The sequence below is a fragment of the Sphingomonas sp. Leaf25 genome (assembly GCF_001421635.1).
Classification (GTDB): Bacteria; Pseudomonadota; Alphaproteobacteria; order Sphingomonadales; family Sphingomonadaceae; genus Sphingomonas.
This window is the reverse complement of the sequence record NZ_LMKU01000029.1, coordinates 360,373-367,717: the sequence shown is the minus strand read 5'-3', so window position 1 is coordinate 367,717 and position 7,345 is coordinate 360,373. Positions and strand designations below refer to the sequence as shown.

Sequence of the window (7,345 nt, the reverse complement as noted above, 5' to 3'; positions counted from 1 at the left end):
CCCCCGCCTGCTCGAATGATCGCTGCATAACACCAATCTATTTCTGTTTTACAGAAATATTTTGCTGTCTTACACAAGCGTTATCGGCGCCGCGGGAGTCGCTGCCGATCGAGCGAAAGGGATAGTGATGAACATGAAACTGCTGGTGGCGACCGGCGCGGCGATGGTCGCGTCGGCGATGCCGGGCCATGCCCAGGACCGGCTGAACACTGCCTTTACCGGCGGCTATGCCGGGGCCGAGATCGGCGTGCAGGAGCATCATTTCGATCTCGAGATCACCGTGCCGCTGTTCAACGTGACCGAGACGAACACCTATCGCTCGCGTGGGGTGGCGGGCGGTGCCTTCGCCGGGTTCGACCTTGCCGTCGCGCCGCGCGTGCGGCTCGGGGCCGAAGCGGCGATCGGCACCGGCGGGACGCAGGCGACCGCACGGCTGCCCGGCGGCGTCTATGCCGAGGATCCGCAATGGAGCTACCGCGTCGGCGGGCGTGCCGGCTATGTCATCGGCGACCGCGCGCTGGTCTATGCCACGCTCGGCTATGGCGCGCAGCGGGTGCGCGTCACCGACGATTTCGCCGTCGAGGGTGCCTCGGACTGGAGCCACAGCGTCACCTATGGCGGCGGCATCGAGGTTCGCGCGTCGCGCCGGATCGGCGTCCGCCTCGACTATCGCGAACTGGCGGGGGTCAACCGCACGTTGATGCTCGGGGTGCCGGTGCGTTTCTAGGACCGATCGATATTCGGCATTTCCGGCCGATCTTCGTCATTTTCGGCCGAAACGGCCGCCCGTTCGTCACCCCGGACTGGTTCCGGGGTGACGATGCGGCATGGATCGAAGTCTGGAAATCTGTTCGGAAACGCTACCCGCGCCGGTCGCGCCGCCAGATGACGATCGCAACCACGACGCCGATCGCAAAGCCAGCCAGCACGCCGATCGTCGCCTCGCCAGCCAGCGCGCCGCCGATCGCCCCGGCCATGGTGCCGATCGCGATCGGCAGGCCGCCGGCGCGCGGAGTGTGGGAAGGATCGCTCATTGCGCGCCCTCCTGCCACAATCGCCGCGCCCATGCTACCATCCGGCGCAGCAACGCTGGTTTAGCCCCTTGGCGGCGGCTACCCCCACGGGCTAGGACGGCTGCCATGTCGAGTGTCCGGCTTGTGTTGCTGTTGAGCGCCGGATGGCTCGTGGTCGTCGCCGCGCCCGCGCGTGCGCAGGATGTACCGCTCGCCCCCGATGCGCCCTTGGCCGACCTGCCCGACATCGGCGTCGCCTGGCCCGAGATCGCGCCCGAACCGGCCGATCCGCTGGCCGCGATCCGATCGGTCAACGCGGCGGGGGAGACGCGCTACAATTACCGCATCACCGGCATCGACGCGGTCGACACCGACCTGTTCCGCCAGCGCTTTAACGAACTCTCGACGTTGCGCGCGAACGAAGGCGAACCGGCCAACGCCGCGCAGATCGATCGTCGCGCGCGCGAGGATGCCCGCACCCTCGACGAACTGCTGCGCAACGAAGGCTATTTCGATGCGCGCATCGCCACCAGCGTCCGGCCCGAAGGCGACCGGCTGATCGTCTACCTCGAAGTCGAACCGGGCGAACGCTACCGCTTCGCGCAGGTCCGCACGCCCGGCATCGCCGTCGCCGGCACCAAGGCCGAAACCTTGCGCGAAGCCTTCCCGATCGCCCCGCAATCCCCGGTGCAGGGCGACACGGTGGTCGCCGCGCAGGAAAAGCTCACGCAAACCATCGGCCGCGAAGGCTTCCCCTTCGCCAAGGTCGGCGAAGCCGAGATCACCGTCGACCATGCCACGCGCACCGCGACGATCGAGGTGCCGGTCCAGCCCGGCGGCGAGCGTCGCTTCGGCCGGATCGTCGCCCGCCCCAACCGCGTGTTCGATGGCGATCATGCCCAGGACATCGCCCGCTTCAAACCTGGCGAGACCTATGATTCGACGCTGGTCGACGATCTGCGCCGCGCGATCGTTCAGACCAGCCTCGTCTCGCAGGTCCGCCTGACCCCGGTCGAGGGACAGGTGCCCGGCACCGTCGACCTCGATCTCGCGATGGAGCCCGCGCCGCCGCGCACCATCGCCGCCGAACTGGGTTATGGCACGGGCGAAGGCGCGCGGGTCGAGGGGAGCTGGACCCACCGCAACCTGTTCCCCCCCGAAGGCGCGCTGACGTTGCGCGGCGTGCTGGGCACGCGCGAGCAGGTCGCGGCCGTCACCTTCCGCCGCAACAATTTCCACGGCCGCGACCGCGTGCTGACCGGCCAGATCGCCGCCACCCATCTGGTGCGCGATGCGTTCGAGGCGAACACCGTCTCGCTCTCGGGCAGCCTCGAGCGCCAGACCAACATCTTCTTTCAAAAGACATGGACGTGGTCCTTGGGCGCCGAGCTGCTGGCGACCGACGAGCGCGACGTGATCGTCGCCACCGGCGATCCACGCCGGCGGACCTATTTCATCGGCGCGGTGCCGACCAGCCTCAACTATGACGGGTCCGACGACCTGCTGAACCCGACGCGCGGCTTTCGCCTCGGCGGCCGGTTCAGCCCCGAACTGTCGTTGCAGGGCGACGTGTTCGGCTACACCCGCGTGCAGCTCGACGGCAGCGTCTACAAGTCGGTGAACGACTCCCTCGTGCTGGCCGGCCGCGCGCGGATCGGCTCGATTCTCGGCGCACCGCGCGATGCGGTCGCCCCGTCGCGGCGCTTCTATGCCGGCGGCGGCGCGTCGGTGCGCGGCTATGGTTTCCAGAGCATCGGCCCGCGCGATCCCAACAACGATCCGATCGGCGGCCGCAGCCTCGCCGAATTCTCGATCGAGGCGCGGGTGCGCGCGTTCGGCAATTTCGGCGTCGTGCCGTTCCTCGACGCGGGCAACATCGATACCTCGCCGCTGCCCGGCCTGTCGGACCTGCGCTACGGCGCGGGGATCGGGGTGCGCTATTACAGCAATTTCGGCCCGATCCGCGTCGACGTCGGCACGCCGATCAACCCGCAACGCGGCGACCCGCGCATCGCCGTCTATGTCTCGCTCGGACAGGCGTTTTGAGCGAGGACGCCGCACCGCCGCCGGCCAAACCGCGCATCGGCTGGGGCCGCCGGCTGCTGCAACTGCTGCTGGCGATCGTCGTCGCCATCGCCGGCCTGCTGATCGCGATCGATACCGGTCCCGGCCACCGGCTGATCGCCAACCGCATCGCGACATTGAAGCCCACCAACGGCATGCGCTACCGCATCGGCCGGATCGAAGGCTCGATCTACCGCAACCCCCGGCTGGTCGACGTCCGCATCTATGACCCGCAAGGCCTCGTCCTGCGCGCGCCGCTGGCGCAGCTCGACTGGCGGCCATGGGAGTATTGGTCGAACCGCCTGTCGATCACCCGCCTGCACATCCCGCGCGCGATCCTCGCCAAACTGCCGCAACCGACGCCGACCGGCCGGCGCGGGCCGATCCTGCCGTCGTTCGACATCCGCATCGGCCGCCTCTCGATCGACCGACTCGAACTTGCCCGCGCCGTCACCGGAACCCCGCGTATCGGCCGGCTGATCGGGCAGGCCGATATTCGCTCGGGGCGGGCGCTGGTCGACCTCGCACTCGACATCGCGCGCAGCGACCGCCTGCGGCTACGCCTCGACGCCGAACCCGATCGCGACCGCTTCGACGTCGAGCTGCGCGCGCGCGGCGTCGCCGACGGCCTGCTCGCCACCGCCAGCGGCATCCGCCGTCCGCTCGATCTCACGCTCACCGGCGACGGCCGCTGGAGCGCATGGGACGGCCGCCTCGCCGCCACCGCCGCCGGCCAGTCGATCGCCGACCTCGACCTTTCCGTCCGCGCCGGCCGCTATGCGCTGAACGGCACGCTCGCGCCTTCGATGTTGCTGCAAGGCAAGCTGCAACGCCTTACCGCCCCCCGGGTCCGCGTCGCCGGCAATGCCACCTTCGCCAACCGCCGGATCGACGGTCAGCTTGCGCTGCGCAGCCCCGCGCTCGCGCTCGAAGCCGACGGCATCGTCGATCTGGGCACCAGCGCGTTCCGCGACCTGCGCCTGCGCACCCGCCTGCTGCGCCCCGCCGCGTTGTTCCCTAACATGACGGGCCGCGCCATCGAACTGCGCGCGATCCTCGATGGCGCGTTCGCCACCGCGAAGTTCGACTATCGCCTGCGCGCCGACCGGCTGGCGTTCGACCAGACCGGGTTCGAGGGCGTGGTCGCCGCCGGGCAGGGGCGGTTGAGCCGCGCCCCCGTCACCATCCCGATCCGCCTCGCCGCAAAGCGCGTCACCGGCATCGGCGAGGTCGCCGGCGGCATCCTGCGCAACCTCTCGGTCGTGGGCAATCTCCGCGTCGATGCGCGCACCCTCGTCGGCAACGACCTGATCGTGCGGTCGGACAAGCTGAACGGCCGGATCATGCTTACGCTCGATCTCGCCACCGGCCGCTACGACATCGGCATCAGCGGCGCGCTCACCCGCTATCTCATCCCCGGCCTCGGCCTCGTCGATGTCCAGACCCGCCTCAGCGCCGTGCCGATTCCCGGCGGCGGAACCCGCATTATCGGGCGGGGCATGGCGCAGGTCCGCCGGCTCGACAACGCCTTCTTTCGCTCGCTGACGCAAGGGTTGCCGCGGGTCGAAACCGGGCTGGAGCGCGGGCGCGACGGCACGCTCTATCTGCGCGGCCTGCGGCTGACCTCGCCCGGCCTGACGCTCGTCGGCAACGGCTATCGCCGCCGCGACGGCAGTTTCCACATCGAAGCGGTCGGCCGACAGGCGACCTATGGCCCGGTGCGCCTCATCCTCGACGGCGACATCTCGCGCCCGACGCTCGACCTGCGCTTCGCCAGCCCCAACGCAACGCTCGGCCTGTCCGATGTCGTCGCCCATCTCGACCCCACGCCGCAGGGCTTCGCCTATCGCGCTACCGGTGGTTCGCGTCTCGGCCCGTTCACTGCGCAAGGGGCGATCCTGTTGCCGAGCGGCGGCACCGCGCGCATCGCGGTCGACGCGCTGGAGGTCAGCGGCACCCGCGCCACCGGCGGCGTCGATATTGTCGAGGACGGCTTTCTCGGCCGCCTGACCGTCGCCGGCGGTGGCCTGTCGGGGACGATCGACTTCCGTCCGCAGGGCCAGGACCAGCGCATCGACCTCGCGCTCGACGCCGCGCGTGCCCGGCTCGGTACGCTTGGCGAGGTCCGGCGCGGCCGCCTCGAAGCAGCGATCGTGCTCGGCGACGCCACCAGCCTCGACGCCACCGTAACCGCACAGGGGTTCCGTCGCGGCAAATTGTCGATCGCGCGGATGGCGGGCAACCTGCGCCTCGTGAACGGAGTCGGCGAAGCGCGCGCTTCGATCGCCGGCTCGCGCGGCCGCGCCTTCGCGATCCAGAGCGTCATCGGCATCACCGAGGACGAATATCGCATCTCGGCGGAAGGCACGCTCGACCGCCGCCCGCTCAAACTCGAAACTCCCGCCGTCCTGCGTCGCGACGGCGCGGGCTGGCGGCTTGGCGACACCCGCTTCACCTTCGCCGGCGGCAGCGCCACGATCGCCGGCGCGCTCACCGGCACCCGCAGCGAGGTCAACCTCGACGTCGCACGCATGCCGCTTGCCGTGCTCGACATCGGCTATCCCGGCCTTGGGTTGGGCGGCACCGCCTCGGGCAAGATCGCCTATGCGCAGGATGGCGAGACTCCCTCAGGGCGCGTCGACCTGACCATTCGCGGCCTGACCCGATCGGGGCTGGTCCTTTCCTCGACGCCGATCGACGTCGGCATCGCCGCCGTGCTCGACGCCAACCGCGCGGGCCTGCGCGCCGTCATGGCCAGCGGCGGCAAGACTATCGGCCGCGCGCAGGCCCGGCTGGCGCCGCTGGGGCAGGGCGACCTCGCCACCCGCATCGCCAATGCGCCGCTGTTCGCGCAGCTTCGCTACGGTGGCCCCGCCGATACGCTGTGGCGGCTGACCGGCATCGAACTGTTCGACCTGTCCGGCCCGGTCGCGGTCGGTGCCGACGTCACCGGCCGCCTCGCCGATCCGCGCATTCGCGGCGTCGTCCGCTCCAGCGGCGCGCGGATCGAAAGCGCAATCACCGGCACCGTGCTGACCGGCGTCGAGGCGCAGGGTCGCTTCGACGGATCGCAATTGGTCATCGATCGCTTCGCCGCCAGCGACGGGCGGCAGGGGCGCGTCACCGGCACCGGCAATTTCGAATTCGCGGCGGTGCGCGGCTTCGGCATCGACCTGTCGCTCAACGCCGATCGCGCGAGGCTTATCAACACCGATTCGATCGGCGCGACCGTCACCGGCCCGATCCGGGTGAAGAGTGATGGCGCGGGCGGCGTGATTTCGGGGCAGGTGCGGATGGACGGCAGCCGCTATCGCCTCGGCCGCGCCACCGCCACCGCGCCGCTGCCACGTCTCAACATCCGCGAGATCAACCGCCCCGACGGCGACGATGAAGTCACCGCCGCCGCGACGCCATGGCGGCTCGACCTGCGCGCGCGTGCGCCCGGCGGGCTGATCGTCACCGGCCTCGGCCTCACCAGCGAATGGTCCGCCGACCTCGCCATCACCGGCGAGCCGACCAACCCGGTTATCAACGGCCGGGCCGACCTGATCCGCGGCAATTATGAATTCGCCGGCCGCGAGTTTCAGATCGATCGCGGCGCGCTGCGCTTCAACGGCGAAATCCCCGCCGATCCGGCGATCGACATCGTCGCCAACGCCGATACGCAGGGGCTGAACGCCACCATCCGCGTCGCCGGCACCGCGACCCGGCCGGAGATCAGCTTCCAGAGCGTGCCCGCGCTGCCCGAGGACGAACTGCTCTCGCGTCTGTTGTTCGGCACCTCGATCACCAACCTGTCCGCGCCCGAGGCGCTGCAACTGGCCGCCGCCGTCGCCGCGCTCCAGAACGGGGAAGGGGGCCTCAACCCGATCAACGCCGTCCGCCGTGCCGCCGGATTGGACCGTCTGCGCATCCTCCCCGCCGATCCGCAGACGGGGCAGGGCACCTCGGTCGCCGCCGGCAAATATCTGACGCGGCGTTTCTATGCCGAGATCGTGACCGACGGGCAGGGCTACAGCGCCACCCGCATCGAGTTTCAGGTCACGCGCTGGCTCTCGCTGTTGTCCTCGATCTCGACGATCGGCCGCCAGAGCGTGAACGTGCGCGTGTCACGCGATTATTGAGGTTCCCTTGGCCCCACACCCTCGCTCCAGCGAAGGCTGGAGCCTCGACCGGCGCCTGCCCCGCAGTCGCAATGGATCATCGCTGTCCTACATCCCCGGCCAGCCGCTACACCCACCCCGGAGCGCAACGAGCGCCACGCTCTT

General features: G+C 70.0%; 4 protein-coding genes. 3 read left to right on the top strand and 1 reads right to left on the bottom strand.

Going from position 1 to position 7,345, the window contains the following annotated elements; translation table 11 throughout:
- Nucleotides 1-127 precede the first annotated feature (127 nt).
- Nucleotides 128-727, top strand: a complete 600-nt coding sequence (locus tag ASE78_RS13420; RefSeq protein WP_056497866.1) for an outer membrane protein — start codon at nt 128-130, stop codon at nt 725-727.
- Between the two features lie 133 nt (nt 728-860).
- Here ASE78_RS13420 and ASE78_RS19085 read toward each other — a convergent pair whose 3' ends face one another.
- Complete coding sequence (locus ASE78_RS19085; protein ID WP_164490761.1) at nt 861-1,034, bottom strand: hypothetical protein; 174 nt, start codon at nt 1,032-1,034, stop codon at nt 861-863.
- Nucleotides 1,035-1,139: 105 nt separating this feature from the next.
- Between ASE78_RS19085 and ASE78_RS13415 the strand changes: the two genes are divergently transcribed.
- Nucleotides 1,140-3,059, top strand: a complete 1,920-nt coding sequence (locus ASE78_RS13415) for an autotransporter assembly complex protein TamA (protein WP_056497865.1) — start codon at nt 1,140-1,142, stop codon at nt 3,057-3,059.
- A complete protein-coding gene (locus ASE78_RS13410; protein WP_082467208.1) occupies nt 3,056-7,201 on the top strand; it encodes a translocation/assembly module TamB domain-containing protein in 4,146 nt (1,381 codons plus the stop codon). Before ASE78_RS13415 ends, ASE78_RS13410 begins: the two co-directional genes overlap by 4 nt.
- Nucleotides 7,202-7,345 lie beyond the last annotated feature (144 nt).